This is a genomic window from Nocardia neocaledoniensis (genome assembly GCF_003182135.1).
GTDB lineage: Bacteria > Actinomycetota > Actinomycetes > Mycobacteriales > Mycobacteriaceae > Nocardia > Nocardia neocaledoniensis.
On the sequence record NZ_QGTL01000001.1, the window covers coordinates 430,073 to 452,087 of the forward strand.

The 22,015-nt window shown below is 71.9% G+C and carries 21 protein-coding genes; 10 read left to right on the plus strand and 11 right to left on the minus strand.

Annotated elements, in window-relative coordinates; all coding sequences use genetic code 11:
* Positions 1–124: 124 nt before the first annotated feature.
* From DFR69_RS02025 to DFR69_RS02035, 3 genes are all read left to right on the plus strand, one after another.
* Positions 125–2,857, plus strand: a complete 2,733-nt coding sequence (locus tag DFR69_RS02025) for a hypothetical protein (RefSeq protein ID WP_110035663.1) — start codon at positions 125–127, stop codon at positions 2,855–2,857.
* Between the two features lie 213 nt (positions 2,858–3,070).
* The gene (locus tag DFR69_RS02030) at positions 3,071–3,541 is read left to right on the plus strand and encodes a CinA family protein (protein WP_110035664.1); all 471 of its coding nucleotides are present in this window, start codon (positions 3,071–3,073) and stop codon (positions 3,539–3,541) included.
* Positions 3,538–3,912, plus strand: coding sequence for a hypothetical protein (locus DFR69_RS02035; protein ID WP_110035665.1), 375 nt, complete (start codon positions 3,538–3,540; stop codon positions 3,910–3,912). The genes DFR69_RS02030 and DFR69_RS02035 overlap by 4 nt, the downstream gene beginning before the upstream one ends.
* An 8-nt stretch (positions 3,913–3,920) precedes the next feature.
* On the opposite strand, the gene DFR69_RS02040 is transcribed toward DFR69_RS02035, so the two are convergent.
* The gene (locus DFR69_RS02040; protein ID WP_110035666.1) at positions 3,921–4,850 is read right to left on the minus strand and encodes a LysR family transcriptional regulator; all 930 of its coding nucleotides are present in this window, start codon (positions 4,848–4,850) and stop codon (positions 3,921–3,923) included.
* Positions 4,851–4,916: 66 nt separating this feature from the next.
* Complete coding sequence (locus DFR69_RS02045; RefSeq protein ID WP_110035667.1) at positions 4,917–6,425, minus strand: flavin-containing monooxygenase; 1,509 nt, start codon at positions 6,423–6,425, stop codon at positions 4,917–4,919.
* Positions 6,426–6,496: 71 nt separating this feature from the next.
* Here DFR69_RS02045 and DFR69_RS02050 point away from each other — a divergent pair, with 71 nt between their 5' ends.
* The gene (locus DFR69_RS02050; protein WP_110035668.1) at positions 6,497–7,039 is read left to right on the plus strand and encodes a GNAT family N-acetyltransferase; all 543 of its coding nucleotides are present in this window, start codon (positions 6,497–6,499) and stop codon (positions 7,037–7,039) included.
* Here DFR69_RS02050 and DFR69_RS02055 read toward each other — a convergent pair.
* Together DFR69_RS02055 and zapE are read right to left on the minus strand one after the other, a co-directional pair.
* Entirely contained in the window at positions 7,032–7,832 is an 801-nt protein-coding gene (locus DFR69_RS02055) for a tyrosine-protein phosphatase (RefSeq protein ID WP_110036088.1), read from the minus strand. The genes DFR69_RS02050 and DFR69_RS02055 overlap by 8 nt on opposite strands.
* A gap of 62 nt (positions 7,833–7,894) precedes the next feature.
* Positions 7,895–8,914 carry a cell division protein ZapE gene (gene zapE / locus DFR69_RS02060; protein WP_110035669.1) on the minus strand — a complete coding sequence of 340 codons (1,020 nt, stop codon included), beginning with the start codon at positions 8,912–8,914 and terminating at the stop codon, positions 7,895–7,897.
* Positions 8,915–8,949: 35 nt separating this feature from the next.
* Between zapE and DFR69_RS02065 the strand changes: the two genes are divergently transcribed.
* The 4 genes from DFR69_RS02065 (at position 8,950) to msrB (ending at position 13,215) form a co-directional block, all read left to right on the plus strand.
* The gene (locus DFR69_RS02065; protein ID WP_110035670.1) at positions 8,950–9,711 is read left to right on the plus strand and encodes a pyrimidine reductase family protein; all 762 of its coding nucleotides are present in this window, start codon (positions 8,950–8,952) and stop codon (positions 9,709–9,711) included.
* A gap of 32 nt (positions 9,712–9,743) precedes the next feature.
* Positions 9,744–11,297, plus strand: coding sequence for an alpha/beta hydrolase (locus tag DFR69_RS02070; RefSeq protein WP_110035671.1), 1,554 nt, complete (start codon positions 9,744–9,746; stop codon positions 11,295–11,297).
* Between the two features lie 84 nt (positions 11,298–11,381).
* Positions 11,382–12,722, plus strand: coding sequence for a glycosyltransferase family 87 protein (locus tag DFR69_RS02075; protein ID WP_186817504.1), 1,341 nt, complete (start codon positions 11,382–11,384; stop codon positions 12,720–12,722).
* 64 nt (positions 12,723–12,786) lie between these two features.
* A complete protein-coding gene (msrB, locus tag DFR69_RS02080) occupies positions 12,787–13,215 on the plus strand; it encodes a peptide-methionine (R)-S-oxide reductase MsrB (RefSeq protein WP_110035673.1) in 429 nt (142 codons plus the stop codon).
* A 34-nt stretch (positions 13,216–13,249) separates the two neighbouring features.
* Here msrB and hemQ read toward each other — a convergent pair whose 3' ends face one another.
* From hemQ to hemE, 6 genes are all read right to left on the minus strand, one after another.
* Positions 13,250–13,945 carry a hydrogen peroxide-dependent heme synthase gene (hemQ, locus tag DFR69_RS02085; RefSeq protein WP_110035674.1) on the minus strand — a complete coding sequence of 232 codons (696 nt, stop codon included), beginning with the start codon at positions 13,943–13,945 and terminating at the stop codon, positions 13,250–13,252.
* Between the two features lie 28 nt (positions 13,946–13,973).
* Positions 13,974–14,129 (minus strand): hypothetical protein, encoded by a 156-nt coding sequence (locus tag DFR69_RS34280; RefSeq protein WP_167456128.1) that lies wholly within the window; start codon positions 14,127–14,129, stop codon positions 13,974–13,976.
* Between the two features lie 52 nt (positions 14,130–14,181).
* Entirely contained in the window at positions 14,182–15,420 is a 1,239-nt protein-coding gene (locus DFR69_RS02090) for a globin domain-containing protein (protein ID WP_110035675.1), read from the minus strand.
* A 3-nt stretch (positions 15,421–15,423) separates the two neighbouring features.
* Positions 15,424–15,888 carry an RrF2 family transcriptional regulator gene (locus DFR69_RS02095; protein ID WP_110035676.1) on the minus strand — a complete coding sequence of 155 codons (465 nt, stop codon included), beginning with the start codon at positions 15,886–15,888 and terminating at the stop codon, positions 15,424–15,426.
* Between the two features lie 154 nt (positions 15,889–16,042).
* Positions 16,043–17,401 (minus strand): protoporphyrinogen oxidase, encoded by a 1,359-nt coding sequence (locus DFR69_RS02100; RefSeq protein WP_110035677.1) that lies wholly within the window; start codon positions 17,399–17,401, stop codon positions 16,043–16,045.
* Positions 17,402–17,604: 203 nt separating this feature from the next.
* The gene (hemE, locus tag DFR69_RS02105; protein ID WP_110035678.1) at positions 17,605–18,669 is read right to left on the minus strand and encodes a uroporphyrinogen decarboxylase; all 1,065 of its coding nucleotides are present in this window, start codon (positions 18,667–18,669) and stop codon (positions 17,605–17,607) included.
* Between the two features lie 420 nt (positions 18,670–19,089).
* Here hemE and DFR69_RS02110 point away from each other — a divergent pair, with 420 nt between their 5' ends.
* The gene (locus tag DFR69_RS02110; protein WP_233001424.1) at positions 19,090–19,641 is read left to right on the plus strand and encodes a DUF3000 domain-containing protein; all 552 of its coding nucleotides are present in this window, start codon (positions 19,090–19,092) and stop codon (positions 19,639–19,641) included.
* Between the two features lie 22 nt (positions 19,642–19,663).
* Entirely contained in the window at positions 19,664–20,914 is a 1,251-nt protein-coding gene (locus DFR69_RS02115) for an HRDC domain-containing protein (RefSeq protein WP_110035680.1), read from the plus strand.
* A gap of 51 nt (positions 20,915–20,965) precedes the next feature.
* Here DFR69_RS02115 and DFR69_RS02120 read toward each other — a convergent pair whose 3' ends face one another.
* Complete coding sequence (locus tag DFR69_RS02120; protein WP_110035681.1) at positions 20,966–22,015, minus strand: ABC transporter substrate-binding protein; 1,050 nt, start codon at positions 22,013–22,015, stop codon at positions 20,966–20,968.

Sequence of the window (22,015 nt, forward strand, 5' to 3'; positions counted from 1 at the left end):
ATCGGTTCGGCGCGTCGCCGAATCCGTCCGGCGGCCATCGCGCCCGGACGGAGCGGGCCGACGGTGGATATGATCGCTGCGGCCGGGGCGGGCACGCTCGCCGAGCACGGGAAGTAGGGTGTGCATGAACCACGCTGAGCACGACGAGTCCATCGGGTCGATGCTGGCGAGTATCGCCGCGGCACTGCGTGAGGTCAGTGACAAGCTCGATATCGTCGCCGCCCGGGTGCAGCACGAGGTGCCGACCTTCCCCGCCGACGACGATCTTCCCGAGAAGACCAGGATCCACCGGCTCGAATCCTGGGCATTCCATGCGTCACAGGACATTTCGCGGTTGAGCTCCCGGCTCGACGCCCTCGACGGCGGTGACACGCCGCCGCGCACGGGGCGCAGCACCCCGAGTCGCCGCGAGGTCAGGGAGGCTGCCGAACGCGCGGCTGCCGAGGCGGAGCACGCCGACGAAGCGGCGCGGCCACCGCTGGAACGGCGGTCCCCGCGCACCGATCACCTCGGTGATCCGACATGGCCGCTCACGGTCGCCCCGATTCCGCGAGCCGCCGGGGATGCCTCGTCGGCGGAAGCTGGGTCCTGGTCACCGTTCTCGGCGCCCGGCGGCGACGCGCGATCCGAGCAGTCCGGAGAGTCCGGCGGAGTGTCGACGACGCTCGCGCACGACATGGGCGCGGCCCGCGACGCCGCCTCCGCCGAGCGGCGCAACGGCGCTGCCCGGCGCAACGGCGCCGCCGCGCACGGTGCGCGGGAGGAGGGCCGAAACGGCGCCGCGCTGGGGGGCGGCGTGGCGCTCGACGCCGGGCGGGAGCTCAACGGCGCGGGGACAGGCCATTCCCAGCGCGTCCCGAGCGGCGGCCAGGTCGTGGCGGAGGAACCGAGCCCAAACGGCACTGTGGTGCTGAACGGGGTCGCGGCTGCAGAGAAGGCGGCGCTTCCTACCGCGAAGTCGGACAGCGGTCGCCAAGTCGGATTCGAGACCGCGGGGACGACCGCTGACGATTTCGACACCGCAGGGACGACCACGGTCGGCGGCGTCACGCTGCACGACCCGCAGCCCGCGGCCGGCGTGTTCGGAGACTCCGTCCGTGGACTCGAACCCGCGGAATCGAGCGACACCGCGACCCCACGCGAGATGCGAACTGCCGCCGACGGGCGCGACGGTGGTGGGCACCGGCCGATTGCGCCGGTCGAGGCCGCTGTTCCCGAGACCGTCGGCGCTGCTGCCTCGGCCGAGGCCACCGAGATTCCGGATACGGCGGAGGCCGACTCTGACGGGCGCACCGGTGGGCATCGGTCGGCGGAGATCGCGGTGGAGCGGGCCAGGCCGGCGGGCAGGATCGCTGCGGACGCCGAATCCTCACCGCGCCGGACCGGATCGGCTGGGCTCGGTGACGGCTTGGTGAGTGCGCCCGCACAGCAGATGAGCGGATCCGCACAGGCGGTGGGTGCGTCGCCTCGGTCGGCCGGTTCGCCCGATCGGAGAACTGAGGCGTCAGCTCACAGCTCCGCGCAGGCTGGTGGGCCGGCACAGCGGGTGAACGGCCATGCGCACGGACCAGCCGAAACGCGGGGCACGGAGCTCGGGCCGGGTGGCTCCGCCAATGGCATCCACTGGACGTTCGCCGACGACGACACCCTGACCGCCACACCTCCGGTCCGGAACGGCCACGACCGCAACGGCTTCACCGGCGGGGACGCACGCAGCCAGCTACCCTCGGCCCCCTCCACCGCATCGCCCGCGGCACCCCCGGCACGGCTCTCCGTGCCGAAGACCCGGCCGACGCCCGCCGAGATCACGGACCCGGCCGCGCCCCCGGTCCCCACGGGGATCACGGCGTCGACCGTCGGTTCGCCGGAGCGCAACTCCGCTTTCCCTCAGGCCGCGGACTCCACCGTGCCTGCCGACACCCGTGCGGCCGACCGCGGCCCGGCCGATTCGCTGGTCAACGGCCAGAACAACGGCGCCGGCACCGCACTGTCCGGCTTCTCCGCCACCGTGGAGCTCACGCAACCCGGGAGCGGACCGCTCGAGTCCGTCCGCGGCGCGAACTCCGGTATCGGGACCGGCCCGGATTCGCGGACATCCGCACCGGATCACGCCGCCTCCGCCGACGGCGCGCTGCCCCTCACCGCCGACTTCACGGCACCGGCGCGGTTCTCCGTGGGCGACCGCGCGCCAGGTTCCGGCGCGGCGGACGAAGCGGCTGAGCGCCGTTCGATGACAGCGCGGTCCGAGTCCACCGGTGACATGTCGACCGGACGCGGGTCCCTCGGCGAGACCTCCCCGACGGGGATCCCGCTGTCTGCCGATCTCACCGCCCCCTCGCGGAACCCGTCGGCTGATACGCGTTCCGAGGCCGCGGCGAGCCAGGGAACCGGGCTTTCCGGCGCACCCGCAGGGTTCACTCCGGGCTCGCTCACCAGCGCGGCGGACAGTGCCGGGCCCTCGGGATACACCGCGCCGGCCAGTTTCCAGGCCCCAGCGGACGAGCGCGCGTATACCGGCCACACCCCGTCATCCGACAGCCGCGGACTCGCCGACGGGCCATCGTTCACGAACGACACGGGCTCGGTGGCGGATCAGCCGGGGACGGCCGACTTCGGGGCACCGGTCGCGGCGGGCGGCGCGCAGACCAGCCCGTTCGATCGGGTGTCGAATGACCCCGCCCCGCCGACGGCGACCGACGCCGCCGGAATCACGGTGACCGGGACGTATCGTGCCTTCGACATCGAGCGGGCGCACGTCGACAAGCTGCAGGCGATGCTCGATGAGCTGAAGCGCTCGGCGGGGCTGCCACCGGGGCGTCGCGACGTCTTCGGCCCGCCGACGACGGACGCCGGCTGACCGGCCGCGCCCGCGGCGCGATCGGAGGTTTGGATGGCGGTTGCCGGTCCGTCGTCGACACGCAGCGCCACCGGCGCACTGGACCCGGCAACCGCCCGCCCGCCGGTCGGGAGCTCGGACATCCCGTCCCCGGTGGCAGTCTGTGATTGGATCCACGGCGAACATACCCGCGCGTTCCCGTCCGAAACGGGTCCCCGACCGCCGGAGGAGACCATGACCACGATCGCCGAGCAACTCGCCGAGCTGGCCGAACGCCAGGAGCTGACGGTCGCCGTCGCCGAATCGTTGACAGCGGGCAATGTGGCCGCGGCCCTCGGCGCCGCCCCGGATTCCGCGGTGTGGTTCCGCGGCGCGGTCATCGCCTACTCCACGGAGGTCAAGCGACGCGTCCTCGACGTCCCCGATGTGCCGGTGGTCTCCGAGGTCGCGGCGCGGGCCATGGCCGAGGGCGTCCGCTCTCTGCTGGACGCCGACCTCGCCGTCGCCACCACCGGCGTCGGCGGTCCCGGACCCCAGGACGGTGAGCCCGAGGGCTCGGTGTGGTTCTGCGTGTGCTCGCGCGACCACGTCGAGACGAGCCACCGCCAGTTCGACGGCGACCCGGCCGAAGTCCTCGATCAATCCGTGCGCTACGCGCTCGAACTACTCCTGTCGATGGCGACCACGATCGCGAGCACGGAATGACCGAGCCTGTGCCGCCGTCTCTTCCGGCGCTGCGCGCGTGGCTCAGGTCCGAGTGGGTGGGCTACCTCGCGTTCGGTCTCGCGGCTGCCGCCGTGGCGGCGGCTGTCGTCACAGCCCAGATCCCCTGTCCGTGGGATCCGCTCGAAACCACCCTCACCGGGCCGCTGATCTATACGCTCCTGCCCGCGATTCCGGGCGGGACGGCGCTCGCGCTCGGCGCCGTGGGAACGACCCGCGTCGACTCCGCGCGAGGCCGGCACTGGGCGTCGGCCGCGCGCTTCGTCGCGGCCGCGGGGCTCGTGATGACGTTTCTCCTCGTGGCCCGCATGGCGCTGTTCGTCCTGACCTGGCGAAGCTCGTCGTTCCCCTGACCGGCGGCTCAGACCGCTTCGACCGCGACCAGGTCCGGTGTCGTCGACTCGCGCAGGACGGCGTCGATGAGCTCGCGCAGGGCGCGGTGGCCCGCGTCGGCGGTGTTGCGCGGATGCCACGCCATGGCGATCACCGGGGCGGGCAGCGGGAGGGGGATCTCGAACATGGACAGGCCCAGGCTCGCGCGGGCGGGACGCGACAGCAGTTCCGGTGCGGGACAGACCAGTTCGGTGGACCCGACCGTGAGCAGCGCGGTGGACAAATCGGGGACGGTGGCGACCACGCGGCGGGTGCGACCGTGCAGGGCCAGGCGGTCGTCGATGGGGCTGTGCGTGCGGCCGGTGGGTGACACCTCGAGGTGCGGCGCCGAGGCGTAGGCGGCGACCGTGGGCCGCTCGGCGCCGAACGGGTGACCGGCGGCGGCGATACCCACCCAGCGGTCGGCGAACAGGCGTTTGACGACGGTCTCCGGGTCGGTCCGGCCGATCATGCCGACCTCGACGTCGACCCGGCCGTCCCGCAGGGCGACGGCGGCGTCGGCGGGGTCGGCGGCGAGGAGCCGCACCGTCACCCCCGGCAGTTCGGCGCGGACCGCGGCGAGCAGCGGCCCGGCCAGCCGCACGGCCACCGGATCGGCGACGCGGACGACGAAATCCCTGGTGCGGCCGGGCTCGTCACCGTCGCGGGTGGTCAGCAGCAACCGTGCCCGCTCGACCAGGCCCGCCACGTCCTGGCGCAGTTCCAGTGCCCGCGGCGTCGGCACCAGCTGGCGTCCCGACCGCACCAGCAGCGGATCGCCGAGGACCGCGCGCAATCGGGTGAGGGTGCGGCTCATCGCCGAGGTCGAGGTGTGCAGACGCCGGGCCGCCTCGGTGACGCTGTTGGTGTCGAGCAGTGCGTCGAGAGCGAGCAGCAAGTTCAGATCCAGCGCGTCCACGCGAGGATTATCACCAACGCGACGGTCGCCACCAAGTGTCGCGGCGCCGCCGATCCGGCGTGTCGGCTACCGCTCGGCAATCGGCGCCGGTGCGGGCGGCGCGGGCACCGGCACCGCGCGCTCGCGCAGGACCCGGCGGTAGGTCGCGGGCCGCACCGGGCGTACCCACTGCGCCAGCCTGCTGCTCAGCGGCAGTGGGGTGCGCAGATCGTCGAGCATCTCGTCGATGTTGGCCAGCGAGAACGGGCTCACCGAGGCGCCCTGGGCGTGCCTGCCCTCGCTGCGCTCGTGCGACCACGCCAGCCGTTCGTCGATCTCGGAGTTCATCTGTTCGGCCATGGGCGGCACGAACTTTCCGGTGAGCAGCCCGGCGATCCAGTGCGCGCCGACCTCGGCGCCCAGCGCGCTCACCTGCGAGCTGTTGTAGCCCGCGAAGGTCAGGTTCGGCACGTCGACGGGCAGGATGTTGCGGTAGAGCCGGAAGGCGCCCACGTCGTCGGTGAGGGCCCGGCGCACGTACGGGGTGAGGAACGGCACCTCCTGCCGGTATCCGGTGGCGCAGATGACGATCTCGGCCAGTTTCAGGGTGCCGTCGGACAACCGCACCGCCGGGCCGTGCTGACCGCCGATGAGATCGGTGACCTCGGTGTCGCGGTGCACCGCGATCCGGCCCGCCTCGACCTGCTCGGCGAAGCCCTCGGTCGCCAGCGCGGCACTGCTGGTGGCGATCTGCTCGAACCGCCCCTCGGGCAGCAGTCCGAGTTCGCGCAGCTTCAGCCTGCGGGTCACCCGCTCCTGCAGCAGGTCCATGTTGGCCTCGCGCAGGCTCAGCGAGTCGATCAGCCGTTCGGCGCGGCGGGGTTCGCGGGAGGCGAAGTGCGCCTCGCCGAAACGGGTCAACAGCAGGCGCTCGTAGTCGAGGCCGCCGCCGAACTTGCGCGGCATCTTCCATGTGAGTCTGCGGGCGATCACACTGGTCTCGTCGGCGAGGTGGCTGACGGCCTCGGCCACGTCGGTGGCCGACTTGCCGTAGCCGATGACGACCACCGACCGGTCCCGCGCCCACTCGGCGTCGTGGAAGTCCGAGACGTGGCAGATGCGCCCGCCCGCGGCCCGGAACGCGTCGGCGCCGGGTAGCTCGGGCAGCACCGGATCGCTGAAGACGCCGTTGGCCACGATCAGGTGATCGCAGGACGCCCGGTGCACACCGTCGGCGTCACGGACCTCGAGCAGCCAGCCGCTGTCCACCGGATCGGCCGCGACCACCTCGGTGCCCAGGCGCAACTGCCCGGCGAGGCCGAAGTGCTGGACGTAGCCGGCGAGGTAGGCCTGCATCTGCTGGCCGTCGGGCCAGCGCGGATAGTCCTCCGGCATCGGGTGATCGCTGAAGTGGTACGTGAACTTGCTGTTCTGCGCGCGCAGGCCCGGATACCGACGGGTGGCGCTCCACACACCTCCGACGTCAGGGGCACGGTCGAACACCTCGACCGGGAACCCCGCCCGACTCAACACTTTCGCGCAGGCCAAACCCGCAACTCCCGCACCGACGATCCCGATGCGGCTACCGCTCGTCATGGCGAGGAGAGTACTCGGGACGGCGGTCGCGATGCCACCGCCGCGGGGGCGACCCGTGCTGTACTGGAACTATGACCAACAGTTCCGTCGTCGTCGATCGGGCCGGGCTCTGGGATGCCGAGGAGCTCAGCGATGTCGCCGCCGCGACCTTCCCACTGGCCTGTCCGCCCGAGGCCACTCAGGGCGATATCGAGATCTTCCTCGAGCAGATGCTCTCCGGGGAGCGGTTCGGCGAATACCTGTCCGATCCGCGGCGCACCGTGCTCAAGGCCGTCGAGGGCGACGAGATCGTCGGTTACGCCATGCTCCTCGCGGGCAGGCCGGAGGATCCCGAGGTCGCCGCGCAGGTGCGGCCGGGCGCGGTGGTCGAGCTGAGCAAGATGTACGTGCTGCCCGGCCATCACGGCAGCGGCGTGGCCGGCGCGCTGATGACGGCCGCGGTCGCCACCGCGCGCGAGGCAGGCGCCGTGGCGATCTGGCTCGGAGTGAACCAGAGCAACGAGCGCGCCCAGAAGTTCTACGGCAAGCATGGTTTCGCGCGGGTGGGCACCAAGACGTTCACCGTCGGCAACCAGGTGCACGCCGACTTCGTGTTCGAGCGCGCGCTCAGCTGAGCAGCGCCGACCGCAGCGCGGCGACCTCGTCCTCGGTCAGGCCGAGACCGGCGCGCACGTAGTTGTCGAAGCTGCCGTAGGACTGGTCCACCTGGTCGAAGGCGCCGTCGAGCCAGCTCTGCTGCACGCCGTTGAGCGGGTCGGTGGGCGCCGCGTTGCGATAGGTGTTGGAGGCGAGGTAGTCGGCGGTGACGGTGGCCCGGTCGACGCCGAGCACGGTGAGCAGCACCGCCGAGGCCCAGCCGGTGCGGTCCTTGCCGGCGCTGCAGTGGAACAGCACCCCGGCGCCGTCGGCGGCGATGATGTCGCGCAGCACCGCGGCGAAGGCCTCGTTCGCGCCGGGCGCGGTGATGAAGGCGCGGTACATGCCCTCACCGCCCACCAGGGCGCCCGCCAGGATCAGCGGCGACGCCTGGCCGATCACGTCGTAGGAGTGGCCGACGGCACCCGCGGGCAGCTTGTCGGGGCCGAGAGCGCGCTCGTAGCCGGTGCGCAGATCGTCGACCACCCGCACGCCGAGTGCGCTCAGCCGGGCCAGGTCCTCCGGGGTCGCCTTGTCCAGCGCGCCCGTGCGGAACACCAGGCCGGTGCGCACCCGATGACCGTCGGTGGTGACGTAACCGCCCGCGTCCCTGGCGTTCTGCACCGCGGACAGGCCGAGCGAGCGGTCGACGACCGCGGACTCGGTGCCCGCGGGCTCGGCCAGCGCCTGGCCGGCGACCGGACCGAACACCACGGCCACGGCGGTCGCGGCGGCCAGGCCCGCCCGGACGGTACGACGGTTGCGGGTCACGGGGAACTCCTTCGACGACACCGGGACACGGTCGGTCTCAGAAAATACTCCGTGCGCGCCGCTCAGGCCGCGGCGGCCTCGAATCGCGAGAGCGCCAGCAGACGCGAGATCGCGCGCAGGTACTTCTTGCGGTAGCCGCCGTCGAGCATCTCCTGCGAGAAGATCTCGTCGAGCTTGGCGCCCGAGACCGTCACCGGGATGCTGGCGTCGTAGAGCCGGTCGGCCAGCACCACGATGCGCAGCGCGACGGCCTGGTCGGTCACCGGGTGCACACCGGAGATGAACACCGAGCTCACGCCGTGGATGAGCGCGCCGTACTTCGACGGGTGCAGCGTGCTCAGGTGCTTCAGCAGCGCGTCGTAGTCGTCGAGGGTGGAACCCGGTGTGGCGGCGGCCCGTTCGGCCAGCACCTCGGGCGAGGTCGGCTCGGGGGCGGGCGGCAGATCGCGGTGCCGGTAGTCGGGACCGTCGACGCGCACCGGCTCGAAGATCGAGCCGAGCTTCTTGATCTCGCGCAGGAAGTCCTGGGCGGCGAAGCGGCCCTCGCCGAGCTGGCTGGGCAGCGTGTTCGAGGTGGCGGCGATGGAGACGCCCGCGGCGGAGAGCTCGGTGAGCAGGCGCGAGACCATGGTGGTGTCGCCCGGATCGTCGAGTTCGAACTCGTCGATGCACAGCAGGCTGTTGCCGGAGAGACGCTCCACGGCGTTGACGAAGCCCAGCGCGCCGACCAGGTTGGTCAGCTCGCCGAAGGTGCCGAACGACTTGGGCGCGGGCGCGCTGTGGAAGATCGAGGCCAGCAGGTGGGTCTTGCCCACGCCGAAGCCACCGTCGAGGTAGAGCCCGGCGCCGGTAACGGCCTTCTTCTTGCCGAACAGGCTCTTCTTCGACCCGGCCTTGTGGATCTTGGCGACCTGACCGGCGAATTCCTCGGCCTTGCGGACCGCCGCCGCCTGACTCGGTTCCTTCGGGTCGGGAATGTAGGAGGCGAAGCTGACCTCGTCGAACATGGGCGGTGGCACCATCTGCGCGACGAGCTGGTCGGCCGGGACCTCCGGATGGCGATCGACGAGGCGTTCTTGCATGAACGAATCGTACGGACGTGGTTGCATCAGTCCCTATGCAGCGTATCCACAATGTGACCCAGCTCGCAGACCTCGACGACGACGCACTGGCCAGGTGCTACGCCTATCCGCGGCAGCTGGATCGGCCCTGGGTGCGGGCCAACTTCGTGAACAGTGTCGACGGGTCGTTCACGGTGGACGGTGTCTCGGCCGGGCTCGGTACCGAGGCCGATCACCGGGTGTTCACGCTGCTGCGCGAGCTGGCGGAGGTGATCGTCGTCGGGGCCGGCACGGTGCGCGCGGAGAACTACGGTGGCGCGCACCCGGATCCGGCGCGGCGCCGCGCGCACTTCCAGCACGGCATCGGCGGGTCGGCCGACGGCACGCCCCCACCGATCGCGGTGGTCACCGCCTCGGCCCGGCTGGATCCGGCGGCGAAGCTGTTCACCGACGCCGAGGTGGCGCCGCTGATCATCACCACCGCCCACGCCGACGCCGACGCGGTCGCCGCGCTGGCGCGGGCCGGGGCCGAGGTGGTGGTGGCCGGGGAGGCCGCGATCATGCCCGCCGCGATCCCGCGCGTGCTCGCCGAGCGCGGCCTGCAGCGGGTGCTGTGCGAGGGCGGCCCCCATCTGTTCGGGCAGCTGGCCGAGGCGGACCTGGTCGACGAGTTGTGCCTGACCACCTCGCCCCGGCTGGTCGGCGGCGCGGGCGGGCGAATCTCGCTGTCGGCGAGCGGTTTCGACACCCCGATGAGCCGCAAGCAGCTGGTGCTGGCCGAGGACGGAACGATCCTGGCCCGATGGGCCCGTCGATGAAACCTGCCGCCGAACCTGGCAGTGTGTAGCCCATGCGCTGGACTCGGGCCGCGGTGACGGCCGCGACACTGTCGATCATGCTCGCGGGGTGCGGGGCGGGACCGTCGGATCGGCCCGTCGTCGCCGTCGAGCGTCCCGGCGCCGGTGGCGCGCAGACCGAGGCGCCCGCGGCGCCCGAACTCGCCAAGGCCGAGGCGCCCAAGACCGATCTCGCCTGGAAGGACTGCACCGCCTCCACCCTGGGTTCGCTGGATCTGGGTCCCGGGCCCGCGGGGCTGGTGCTCGAGTGCGCCGACTTCTCCACCCCGATCGACACCGCGGGCACCGTGCTCGGCACGTTCCGGGCGGGCGCCCTGCGCGCCCGGCTGCCGCAGACGCCCGCCGACGCCGCGCCGCTGGTGCTCACCTCCGGCGCCGACCGCTCCTCGGCCGCGACGCTCGCCGGGCTCGCCGTCGGCCCCAACAGCGCACTGCTGGCGGCCCAGCCGATCGTGGCCGTCGACCGGCGCGGGATCGGCGCCTCCCAGCCGATCGACTGCATCCCCGCTCAGCTGCGCGCCGTGATGACCGATCTCGGCCAGTTCGGTGTCGGCAGCAAGGACCAGGTCGGCGCGGTCGCCGGCTACAGCCAGGACGCCACCATCGCCTGCCGCGACTTCCTGCAGCCCTACGAGGGCACCTTCGACGCACCGCACGCCGCCGACGACATCGAGCAGCTGCGCAAGCAGTGGCAGGTCGACAAGATCAACCTGGTCGGCACCGGCAACGGCGGCAAGGTCGCGCTCAGCTACGCCCGTCGCTACGGCGACCATCTCGCCCGGCTCGTACTCGACTCCCCCGAACCGGTCGGCGCGGACGCGACCACGATGGCCGAGGCTGCCGTCACCGGCGCCGAAGCCGCCCTCACCGCCTTCGCGCAACGCTGCAAGGCCGCCGCCTGCGCGCTCGGCGCCGACCCGCGCGCGACGGTGACCGGCCTGATGACCAAGGCGACCGCAGGCGAGCTGGGCGACATCTCCGCCGCCGACCTCTCGACCGCGCTCACCGGCTTCCTGTCCAGCCCGCGCGGCGACCAGGCCACCCGGGTGACGGCGTTGGCCGACATCCTCGCCGCCGCCGACCGCGGCGATCGCGCGCCGCTGGCCGCCCTGGTCACCCGCGAATCCGCGGCGATCGCCTCCGACGGCGAGTTCGTGAACCGCTGCACCGACAGCCAGCAACCGCCCACCCCGGACAAGGCCCGTGAGCTCACCGAGACCTGGGCCGGCAAATATCCGGTTTTCGGCCGGACCGCCGCCATCGAACTGATGGTCTGCTCGGCCTGGCCGGTCTCGACCGCGCCGCCGCTGCCGTCCGAACTCGACCTGCCCGTCCTGGTGTTCGCCGGCGCGGCCGACCCGGTCGTCGGCAGTGCCGCCGGCTCGGTGACCGGCGCGCTCGGCTCGGCGGGAGCCCGGCACGCCACGATGACCTGGCAGGGCTGGGGGCATCCGGTGATCGCGCACTCCGGGTGCGCGCAGAAGGCGGTCACCGACTACCTCGCCGAGGCGAAATTGCCCGCCGACGGCGGCGCCTGCCCGGCCTGACCGGGCGCGCGCGCAGCCCCCGTTCCGGCGCGTCGGACGGGTCCGGCGACACCATCGCTACCCGATCCGGTGTACCGTGCCCCAGTGTTGTTCCGACAGCTCGAGCCTCGTACCGCTCGCACCTCCGCCGAGGTGATCAAGTTCGCGCTCTGGCCGTTCGCGGTCATGACGGTGCTGAACCGTGTGTTCATCAAGGCGATCAACGGCTTCGTCACCGACGACTACCGACCGGTCTACAACGCCTCGTTCGAGTTCCTGAACGGCAGGCCGCTGTACACGGCCGATTTCTCGTCGGTCGACCCGCACTACCTCTACTACCCGAGCGGAACGCTGCTGATCGCGCCCGTCGCGGTCATCGAGTACGAACTGTCCCGATGGCTGTTCATCGGGCTCAACGCGCTCGCGATCCTCATCGCCTGGTACCTGCTGCTGCGGCTGTTCAAGTTCGGGATCGGCTCGGTCGCCGCACCCGCGCTGCTGCTGGCGATGTTCGCCTCCGAGACGGTGACCAACACGCTGGTGTTCACCAACGTCAACGGCTGCCTGTTGCTGGCCGAGATGGCGTTCATCCACCTGCTGCTGCGGCGGCGGGATCTGTGGGCCGGTGTCGCCCTCGGCCTGAGCATCGCGGTGAAACCGACGCTGGCGCCGTTGCTGCTGGTCGCCGCGGCGCGCGGCCAGTGGAAGGTCTTCATCACCGCGTTCGGCGTACCGCTGACGCTCACCGCGATCGCCTGGCCGCTGTCGGCGGATCCGGAGAAGTTCTTCACCCGGGTCGTGCCCTACCTGGCCGAGACGCGCGACTACTTCAACAGCTCGATCGGCGGCAACGGCGCCTACTACGGGCTGCCGCACTGGCTGATCCTGGTGACCCAGGCCGTGATGGCCGCGCTGGTGCTGGTGACGCTGTGGCTGCTGTGGCGCTACTACCGCGACGACGAGCTGTTCTTCGTCACCACCTCCTCGGGTGTGCTGCTCACCGCGTCGTTCCTGCTGCTCTCGCTGGGCCAGATGTACTACTCGATGATGCTGTTCCCGTTCCTGATGTCGGTGGTGCTGCGCAATTCGGTGCTGCGCAACTGGCCCGCCTGGCTGGCGATCTTCGGGTTCATGACCTACGACAAGTGGCTCTCGGATCGCTGGCAGAGCATCGGCCGTTCGCTGGAGTACCTGCGGGTGACCTTCGGCTGGGGTCTGCTGCTGGTCGTCGTGTTCTGTGTGCTGGGTGACCGGTACCTGGCCGCGCGCCGCGAGGGCAGGCTGCGTTTCGGAATCGACCCGGCGTGGATGGCCGCGGCGCCCGACTCCCGCGACGGCGCCGACGAGCCGAAGCCGGTCGCCGGGACCGTGGCCGCGCCGGACTCCGACGACGACCCGGTGACCCCGGAGGAGCCCGCCGGGGACCGCGAACCCGCGCTGAAATAGGCGTCGGCCGGTGCGTGACGCGATCCTCGCGGCGCGCACCGGCCGAACCTATTAGCGTGGAGTGATGAGTTCCGATACTTCGTTGCCCACGCCGCGCATCCAGCTGACGCCGCAGCAGTGGCGGGCGAAACTGGATCCGCAGGAATACGCCGTGCTCCGCGAGGCCGCCACCGAGCGGCCGTTCGTCGGGGAGTACACCGACACCAAGACCGAAGGCGTGTACACCTGCCGCGCCTGCGACGCCGAATTGTTCCGCAGCACCGAGAAATTCGACTCGCACTGCGGGTGGCCGTCGTTCTTCGACCCCGCCGACTCCGACGCGGTGATCCTGCGCGCCGACGACTCCCTCGGCATGCGCCGGGTGGAGGTGCTCTGCGCGAACTGCCACAGCCACCTCGGCCACGTCTTCGAGGGCGAGGGCTACCCCACCCCCACCGACCAGCGGTACTGCATCAACTCGATCGCCCTGCGCCTGCAGCCCAAGGCGGAATGAGCGAAGGCCCGGTCGGCGACCGGGCCTTCTTTCGTCACGGCAGTGCGGTGATCAGCTTGTCGATCTCCACCCGGGGACCGGTGAAGAACGGGATCTCCTCGCGCACGTGCAGGCGGGCCTCGGTGGCGCGCAGGTCACGCATCAGGTCGACGATGCGGTGCAGTTCGGGCGCCTCGAAGGCGAGGATCCACTCGTAGTCGCCCAGCGCCATCGAGCTGACGGTGTTGGCGCGCACGTCGGGGTAGCCGCGCGCGGCCTTGCCGTGGTCGGCGAGCATCTTGCGACGCTCCTCGTCGGGCAGCAGGTACCACTCGTAGGAGCGCACGAACGGGTACACGCAGATGTAGTCGCCCGGGTCCTCCCCGGCGAGGAACGCCGGGATGTGGCTCTTGTTGAACTCGGCGGGGCGGTGCACCGCCACGTTGCTCCACACCGGCGCGCTGGCCCGGCCGAGCTCGGTGGTGCGGCGGAAGTCGGCGTAGGCGGCCTGCAGGTCCTCGACGCGTTCGGCGTGGGTCCACAGCATGAAGTCGGCGTCGGCGCGCAGCCCGGCCACGTCGTAGATGCCGCGCAGCACGATGCCCTTGTCGGCGAGACCGTCGAAGAAGGCCTGCGCCTCCTTGATCGCCGCTGCCCGGTCGTCGCCGAGCACACCCGGCTGCACCTGGAACACCGAGAACATCAGGTAGCGGATGGTGGAGTTGAGAGCCTGATAGTCGAGTCGCGCCATGGTTCCTATCGTGCCACTGTCGTGCCGGTCAGCTCGTGGTGGGCCGGTCCGTTCGCCACGGCCGGTGCTCGTCGGTGCCGAAGATCGAGACGACAGCGCTGACCCGATCGGCCTGGTATTCGACCGGACCGAGGTCGGGGTCGAGGTAGAGGAAGCGGTGCGATTTCGCGTCGGCGGAGGTCACAGCGAGCGATCATGCCCGATCGCTATCACCGCGACCTCCGGACACGCCGGATTCACACCGGACAGCTCAGCGCCTGCCAGTCGGTGGGGGTGAACTGTTCGAGGTGGATGCGCCGCGCCGGCACGCCTGCGGCGGCGAGCTGGGCGCGGACCGCGTCCAGGAAACCCGTTGCGCCGCACAGGTAGAACTCGGTGTCGGGCGCGAAGGTGATCCCGCCGAGGTCGAGCAGTCCGCGGTGCGCGCCCGGGGTGGGTTCGGTGTACCAGAGATCGAGGCTCGCGGCGTTCAGCCGTCCGATCAGCGCGCGCATGCGATCGCGCAGGGGATGGGTGCCGGACGCCTGATCGGCGTGCAGCACCCGCACCGGGCGGTCCGGATTCCGGGCCGCGAGGTGTTCCAGGACGCCGATCATCGGGGTGGCGCCGATGCCCGCCGAGATCAGCACGAGCGGGGTGGCGGCGTCGGGGTCGACGGCGAGATCGCCGAAGGGCAGGGTGATCTCGAGCTCGTCGCCGGCGTGGACGGTGTCGTGCAAGTGGTTCGACACCTCGCCCGCCGGGCACCCGGCCGCGGACCGCACCCGCTTGACGGCGAATTCGAGTACTCCCCCGCCCGGCGCGTTGACCAGGCTGTACTGCCGCAGCTGACGCGCGCCGTCGGGCAGCCGCACGCCGACCGAAAGGTATTGTCCCGGCAGGAAATACGGGAGCGGGTCGGCGCCGTCAGGGGCGACGACGGTGAAGACGGCGGTGCCCGCGGCATCGTCGGCGCGCTCGGTCACCGTGACCCGGCGGAACACGTCGCCGGGCTCGACGCCCGCGCCGACATAGAGCTGTTTCTCCAGGTCGATGAGCGCGTCGGCCATCATCCAGTAGACCCTGTCCCACGCCGCGGCGACCGGCGGGGTGACGACGTCGGCGCCGAGCACCGCCACGATCGCGGCGAACAGGTTGTCGTGCACCACCTGGTACTGGTCGGGCGTGATGCCGAGGGAGGCGTGCTTGTGGCCGATCCGGGCCAGCAACTCGGTGGGATGTGGCAGCGCGGGGTCGACCAGGTAGCCCGCGAAGGTGGCGATCGAGGCCGCGAGCGCACGCTGCTGGCTGCCCTGGGCCTGGTTGCCGCGGTTGAACAGGTCGCGGCGCAGCGCCGGGTGGTGTTCGAACAGGGTCGCGTAGAACGTGCCGGTGATCCGGTCGATGTTCGCGCCGATCAGCGGCAGGGTCGCGCGCACGGTCTCGGCCTCGGCCGGGGTGAGCTCGGGGGCGCCGCGGTGGGCGGGTGTGGTCATGGTTCACTCCTGGGAATCACCGATGCCCGCGCGCGGATGCGCGAGCAGCTGCAGCAAACGTCCGGCGGGCCCGGCGACCAGGTCGGCGACGACGTAGCGGTCGAGTTCGGCGTAGAACGCCGCCTTCGCCTCGGCGAGGAGCCTGCGCAACCGGCAGGCCGCGATGAGCGGGCACGGGTGCTCGCCGGTGCACTCGACGATCTCGCGGTCGCCCTCGAGGTCGCGCACCAGCGTGCCGAGTCCGATCTCGCGGCCCGCGGTGGTGAGCGTCAAGCCGCCCGTCCGGCCCCGCTGGGCCTCGACCAGCCCCATCGCCACCAAGCGGGCGATCGCCTTGGAGGTGTGCCGTGGCGAGGCGCCGACCTGACGGGCGATGATCCCGGTCGTGATCCGGCCGCCCGTGTCGTCACCGGCGGCCAGCCGCATGACCGCCCGCAACGCGATGTCGGTCGAGGGCGAGAGCTGCATGACGTCGAGACTATCGGCGCGAACACGGGATTCCGATGCCGTGACGTGGTGCGATCTATTACGTCCGCGCGTGCGTATTTTCGGTCACCGCGAATCCTCCGCAACCGGGTGAACGCGGCGCGTCACGCGGTGCGGCGTGGGCGACCTGGCGGCGTCAGTCGACGCGGGCGCCCACCGCGCCGGCGATGCGCTCGGCCGCGGCGGTGCCGGTGGCGACGCAGGCGGGAACGCCGACGCCGTGCAGGTAGGCACCCGCCACGGCAAGGCCGTCCAGCGGCTCTACGGCCGCTTCGATCGCGGCGACGCGGTCGGCGTGGCCGGGGGCGTATTGGGGCAGGCCGCCCGGCCAGCGCTGGACGATCGACTGGACCGGGGTGATCGCGAGGCCGGTCACCGTGGACAGGTCGGCGACGGCGGCCGCGACTAGGTCGTCGTCGGACCAGGTCAGCGGCGAGTCGTCACCGAAGCGACCGAAGGAGGCGCGCACCAGCGCGACGTCACGCGCGGCGAGATGCGGCCACTTGCGGCTCGAGAGAGTGAAAGCCTTGGCGCGCAAGGGTTCTCCGGTGGCGACGAGGATGCCGGAGTTGTCGGGCAGGGCCGTGTCGCGCGGCAGGGCCATGGCGACCAACGCCGAGGACGACAGGGCGATGCCCGCCGCGGCCTCGGCGGCGGCCGGGACCGCGTGGTGCAGCAGGCGCGCGGTCACCGGCGCCGGGGTGGCTACGACGACAGCGTCGACGAGGCCGAGCGGGTCGACCACCCAGCCACGCGGGGCGCGCGCGACCCGGGTACCCGCCACGGTGGTGATCACGCGGGGCGCGGCCGCCTCGGTCAGCGCCGCAAGCAGGGCGCCGTAGCCGTCGCGCAGGCCGCCGAAGACCGGCTCGGTGCTCGGCGCGGGCATGGCCGCGCGCACGGCCTCGGTGAGGCTCGTCGCGCCACGATCCAGGGCCGCGGCGAGGGCGGGCAGCGCGGCCCTGACCCCGATCGACGCGCTGATGCCCGCGTACACCCCACCCAGCAGCGGGTCGACACTGCGCTCGACGACCTGGCGGCCGAAGCGGTCGGCGACCAGGCTCTGCACGTCGACGTCGGCGCCCGGCTCCCAGCGCAGCGGCCGCTCCGGCTCGGCGGCGACCTGCGCGAGGGTGGCCTCGTCGACGAGCCCGCGCAGCGATTCGGCATCGGTCGGGATGCCCATCAGGGTGCGCCCCGGCAGCGGGTGCGCCGCGCCCTGAGCCCACACCAGCGGCCGCTTGCCCGCGGGACGTACCAGCTGATCGTCCAGGCCGAGTTCGGCCATCAGCTCGATGACCTCGGGCCTGCGCCCGACGAAAGCTTCGGCGCCGAGATCCATTGGCTCCCCGGCCAATTCGCCGGTGTGCAACACCCCGCCGAGGCGCGGCCCCTGTTCCAGCACCACGATGTCGGTCTCGGCGCCGAGCCGCTGCCGCAGCCGATACGCCGCGACGAGTCCGCTGATACCACCACCGATGACCGCGATCCGCATGCCTCGACCGTAGTCGTGATCGCCCCGGCGGACCCACGCGCCTGTGCGATGTCGCCGGGATCACCACGGTCGACCACGGGTCAGCCGGAACCGCCGCCTGGGTCCCGGCCGGACCGGTCCGCAGGACGAGGCGCCGTGGTCACCCGCCGACGTCGCCGTCGCGACACCACGTCCCACGCGGCCCGCCCGGGAGTACGTGCGAACTACAGCGAGTGCACCAGTTCCACGAGAGCGGTCAGCACACCGGGATCGGTGTCGGGCAGCACGCCGTGGCCCAGGTTGAAGATGTGGCCGCTCGCGCCGAGGGTGATCGCCTCGTCGGCCTCGCGCACGATGCGGCGGGTCTCGGCCTCGACCGCGTCGAATCCGGCGAACAGGATCGCGGGATCGAGGTTGCCCTGCAGGCCCTTCCCCGCGCCGACCCTGCGCACGGCCTCGGTGAGCGGCACCCGCCAGTCCACACCGACCACGTCGGCGCCCGCCTCGCCCATCGCGCCGAGCAGTTCCCCGGTGCCGACGCCGAAGTGGATGCGCGGCACGCCGGCCGCGGCCACCTCGGCGAAGACGCGCTCCGAGTGCGGCAGCACGTACTCGCGGTAGTCGGCCAGCGACAGCGCGCCCGCCCACGAGTCGAACAGCTGCACCGCGTCGACCCCGGCGGCCAGCTGGGCCTGCAGGAAGGCGATGGTGATGTCGGTGAGCGCGCCGAGCAGGGCGTGCCAGGTCTTCGGGTCGGCGTGCATCATCGCCTTGGTGCGCTCGTGATGCTTGCTCGGCCCGCCCTCCACGAGATAGGAGGCCAGGGTGAAGGGGGCGCCGGCGAAACCGATGAGCGGGGTGTCGCCGAGTGCGGCAGTGAGCAGGCGCACGCCCTCGGTGACCGCGCCGACCTCCTCCGGCCGCAACCGCGGCAGGGCGCGGACATCGGCCTCGGTCCGCACGGGCGAGGCGACCACGGGGCCGACGCCGGGCACGATGTCGAGGTCGATCCCGGCCGCCTTGAGCGGAACGACGATGTCGGAGAACAGGATCGCCGCGTCGACGCCGTGCCTGCGGATCGGCTGCATGGTGATCTCACAGACCAGCTCCGGGTCGAAGCACGACTCGAGCATGCCGATGCCCTTGCGCAGCTCCCGGTACTCCGGCAGCGACCGGCCCGCCTGGCGCATGAACCAGACCGGCCGCCTGGTCGGCGTCGCGCCGGTGGCGGCGGCCAGGAAGGGGGCATCGGTCAACCGGCGGCGGGTGTAAGTGCTCATCGCGTTCATCCTAAGCGGACAGCGGCACGGCCCCGGGCGCGCACCTGGTCATCCACCGGGCACGCGAGCATCGCGCGGCGGGTCGGTATCCCCGTCCGCGGATCGCGGCCGGCCCGGCGAGCGCGCGACGACGGCTCCGGGAAGCGTCGGGCCGGTCCCGTCGTCCCCTGCGGAGCCGAACCCGGACGAATCAGCCCGATGACGACAGACACCCGCCGCCGTCGCACATCGTGCATCACGTCGACGCCGAGAATGCGCGCTGCGCAACGCAGCCCGCACGCGGACGCGGTTGGCGGCGCGCCTCCGCCCGCGCCGGAGGGCAACGGTCTACCGTTGCTCCTCGTGACACCGCTCGACATCCGCGACGGCGCCGCACCGACCGGGGGAACGCCCCGCGAGCCTGCTTCTTTCCGGGCGGCGGTCGATGCGATGGGCACCGCAACAGTGCACCCTCGAATCGAGCTGGCGCCTATCCGTCCCCCGCAACGGTTGGCGCCGTTCTCCTATGCGCTCGGAGCGGAGGTCACGCACCCCGACAGCGCCGTGGTACCGATCGATTCCGAAGGCGACGCCTTCGGCCGGCTGATCTTGCTGCACGACCCCGACGGCGACGAGGCCTGGCACGGCGTCTTCCGGCTCGTGGCCTACATCCAGGCCGACATCGACGCCGCCCTCGCCGCCGACCCGCTGCTGCCCGAGGTGGCGTGGAGCTGGCTGGTCGACTCGCTGGAGTCGCGCGGCGAGCCGTTCACCGCGCTCGGCGGCACGGTCACCGCGACCAGCTCGGTCCGCTACGGCGACATCGCCGGCCCGCCGCGGGCGCATCAGCTCGAGCTGCGCGCGTCGTGGACGGCCATGAACACCGAGATGCGCCGCCATGTGGAAGCGTTCTGTGAGGTGCTGGCGTTCGCCGCCGGATTGCCGCCCGCCGGGATCACCCATTTGCGACCGGAGTCGTATACCCGCACCGATCGACCCTGACCGCCACGTAGAGTTCACGGTTATGCCGGTCGCCGAGGAACCCACCGCAGCAGAGCCCCTGCTCGCCCCCGCCGAGGGGGTTCCACCTGTGCTGGCGACCGCCGACGAGGTCGCCGCGGCCGCCGCCGCGATCGCCGCGGGCACCGGCCCGCTGGCCGTCGACGCCGAACGCGCGTCCGGTTTCCGCTACTCGGCCCGGGCCTACCTGATCCAGCTGCGGCGCGCGGGCGCCGGTTCCTTCCTCATCGACCCGATCCCGGTCACCGACGCGCTCACCCCGCTGGCCGAGGTGATCAACGAGCTGGAGTGGGTGCTGCACTCCGCCGACCAGGACCTGCCCGGTCTGGCCGAGCTGGGCCTGCGCCCGGCCCGCCTGTTCGACACCGAACTGGGCGGTCGCCTGGCCGGCTACGAGCGCGTCGGGCTGGCGGCCATGGTGGAGAACCTGCTCGGACGCTCCCTGCGCAAGGGCCACGGCGCCGCCGACTGGTCGACGCGTCCGCTGCCCGACGAGTGGCTCAACTACGCCGCGCTCGATGTGGAACTGCTGCTGGAACTGCGCGACACCGTCGCCGCCGACCTCACCGAGCAGGGCAAGATCGACTGGGCCGCCGAGGAATTCGAGCACGTCCGGACCATGGACCCGCCTGCGCCGAAGGCCGACCGGTGGCGGCGCACCTCCGGGATCCACACTCTGCGCCGCCCGCGTCAGCTGGCCATCGTGCGGGAGCTGTGGACCACCCGCGACGAGCTCGCCCGCGCCCGCGACGTGGCGCCCGCGCGCATCCTGCCCGACTCCGCCATCGTCGCCGCCGCGACCGGCGAGCCGCGCAGCATCGCCCAGCTGCGCACCCTGCCGGTCTTCGGCGGGCCACGGCAGCGCCGCTACTCGCGCGACTGGCTCGCCGCGGTCGAGCGGGGCCGCACCCTGCCGGACAAGGAACTGCCGCCGCTCACGCTGCCCTTCGACGGTCCACCCCCGGCCAACCGCTGGGAACGCCGCGATCCGGCGGCCGCGGCGCGGCTGTCGACCGCCCGCGCGGCCATGGGGGAACTGTCCACCGAGTACGCCATCCCGGTGGAGAACCTGCTCTCCCCCGATCTCGTCCGCCGCCTGTGCTGGGACGGGCTGCCCGACTACGCCGACGTCGGTGAGCCGGATCAGCTCTCGGCCACGATCGAGACCTTCCTGCGCGCCGGTGGCGCGCGGCCGTGGCAGCGGCGTCTGGCGGTGCCCGCGCTGACCAAGGCGCTCACGCCCGCCAACAGCTGAGCGCACGCCTCGACCCCACCGCCGGAACGTGGCGGCAGGGTCGAGAGGTGACTACTGCGCGGTCCGGTTGGCCTGTTCCACGAACCGGTTGGTGTAGGTGGCCGCGAGATCGATGCGCTCGCGAACCGGCGCCACATTGCGGGAGTACTGACCGAGGATGCGCAGAACATTCTGGGCGCCTTCGGGTTTCATCAGACCGTCGCCGTTGAACATGCCGATCGAGTCGCGGATCGACCGCACGTAGAGCGCCGGATCGCTGCCCGCGTACTGCGCGGGCATCTTCGCGGCGATCTCCTCCGGGGTGTGCGTGTCGATCCAGCGCAGGGTCTGCACGAAGGCGGCCGCCAGCTTCTGCACGATCTCCGGATGCGCCGCGACGGTGTCGCACTTCATGTACAGCGAGGACGCGGGATACAGGCCGCCGAGCGCCGCCCGCGTCCCCTCCTCGTTGCGCATATCGGTGAGGATGCGCGCGTCACCGGACTCGACCATCTTCGCCACCGTGGGGTCGGTGGTCATGCCCGCGTCGATCCCGTCGTGGTTCATGCCGGCGATGAAGGTCTGGCCGGCGCCGACCTTCACCCGCGTGTAGTCCGACGTGCTCAGGCCCGCCTGCCCGGCCAGGGCCTGGGTGAGGAAGTCGGTCGAGGAGCCGAGCGAGGTGACGCCCAGCTTGCGGCCGCGGAAATCGGCGGGTGAGCGGATCTCGGCGGCGTCGGCGGTCGAGACCAGCTCGACCTCGCCGGGCACGTCGGCGAACTGGACGACCGTCTGCAGGCACTGGTCCTTGGCCTGCAGGTCGATGGTGTGGTCGTAGAAGCCGACCACCGCCTGCACGTCCCCGGTGAGCAGCGCGGTCTCGGCGCTGGCGCCGGACTGCTCGCCGAGCAGCTTCACGTCGATGTCATTGGCCGCGAAGGCGCCGAGTTGCTGGGCCAGCATGGCGGGCAGGTAGATCACCTTCTCCAGGCCGCCGACCATGATGGTGATCTGTGGCCTGCCGTCCGACATCGGGATCGAGCGCGAGTCGCGGCAGCCGGTGGCCAGCAGCAGCGAGCTGATCGCGAGCAGGGCCACCGCGATTGGCTTGCGGTATCTCAT